This window comes from Dyella japonica DSM 16301 (assembly GCF_001010355.1).
Lineage (GTDB): Bacteria > Pseudomonadota > Gammaproteobacteria > Xanthomonadales > Rhodanobacteraceae > Dyella > Dyella japonica.
Genome location: NZ_JPLA01000131.1, coordinates 1 through 533 on the forward strand (window position 1 = coordinate 1; position 533 = coordinate 533).

At 40.0% G+C, this 533-nt stretch carries 1 protein-coding gene; it reads right to left on the reverse strand.

Going from position 1 to position 533, the window contains the following annotated elements:
* Positions 1 to 451 (reverse strand): hypothetical protein (locus Y882_RS19600; RefSeq protein ID WP_211259229.1); only part of this gene is annotated, 451 nt, incomplete at its 3' end.
* Positions 452 to 533: the final 82 nt, after the last annotated feature.

Sequence of the window (533 nt, forward strand, 5' to 3'; positions counted from 1 at the left end):
GTTCCATTGCTTTGCCATAGTTCTTTTCAGAAGTCTTATATTCAGCTTCACTATTGCAAAGAGCCTTGATGTATTCAATCTGGTTCTTGTCATAGTCACAACGACGAACCAGCTCACGTACTACTAGGCCATCAATAGAGTGAGTGGTATTGGCAGATAGCATAAGAGTCTTCTCTTCAGTACCTTGTACTTTACGAACACAGTCATATGGCTTATCTAAGAAGTGGACAGTCTCCACTTCATTTACCATTACTTTGATATATACGTTAAAGCCATCTGGCATTACCCAGTGATATACGAAAGCCTCTGGATTACCGCACTGTAACCAGAATTTATTCAGTTCCCATACAGCAGGTGCTTCCACATTCATTGTGCTTTCAAATACGTTGAGCATAATGCCTTCACCAAATACTTCCTTTGGTTTAGCTTCTGAACCGTACAGAGCAGTCATGATTGCTTGTTTACAGTCATTACGTTTGATACGAGCACCTTTACCAAGAGTGTTCAGCATCTTGTTGTAGATAACTGTATAA